Origin of the sequence: Shewanella sp. AS1 (genome assembly GCF_021412565.1) — a bacterium.
Taxonomy (GTDB): Bacteria; Pseudomonadota; Gammaproteobacteria; order Enterobacterales; family Shewanellaceae; genus Shewanella.
Map to the genome: position 1 here is coordinate 1 of NZ_JAKCLJ010000030.1, position 563 is coordinate 563.

The 563-nt window shown below is 51.5% G+C and carries 1 pseudogene; it reads right to left on the reverse strand.

What is annotated here, in order from left to right:
• Window positions 1-8 precede the first annotated feature (8 nt).
• A pseudogene (locus tag LZP69_RS15890) lies at window positions 9-563 on the reverse strand (IS3-like element ISSlo2 family transposase); the annotation flags it as partial.

Consider the following 563-nt stretch of genomic DNA (forward strand, 5'->3'; position numbering starts at 1 on the left):
TGTAGTGGTCAACTAAAATTGGCCACGGTTTTGTATTCAAGCCAATATCTTCGCTCTGACTCATTGGGTGTCAGCCCACCGTTATATTGATGTGGTCTCAGCTGACTGTAATACCCCGTCACATATCGCGAAATTTCACTCTTAGCCTCACCGATATCCCGATAGCCGGTCATCGGTATCCATTCTGTTTTTAAGCTTCTAAAGAAGCGCTCCATCGGGCTGTTGTCCCAGCAGTTTCCTCGTCGACTCATGCTCTGCTTAATCTGATAACGCCAGAGCTGTTGGCGGAAGCGGCGGCTGGTATAGTGGCTTCCTTGGTCACTATGGAACATTAGGTCTTTCGGCCTTCCTCGCGCCTCAAAGGCCATGGTTAGTGCCTTGCTTGTTAGCGCACTATCGGGCGAAAATGACATCGCCCACCCCACCGGTTTCCGTGCAAACAAGTCCAGAACAACGGCAAGGTAAGCCCATCGTTTGCCTGTCCACACATAGGTCACATCGCCACACCACACTTGATTGGGAGCCGTCACAGCAAACTGGCGGTCAAGGAGGTTAGGGATGGC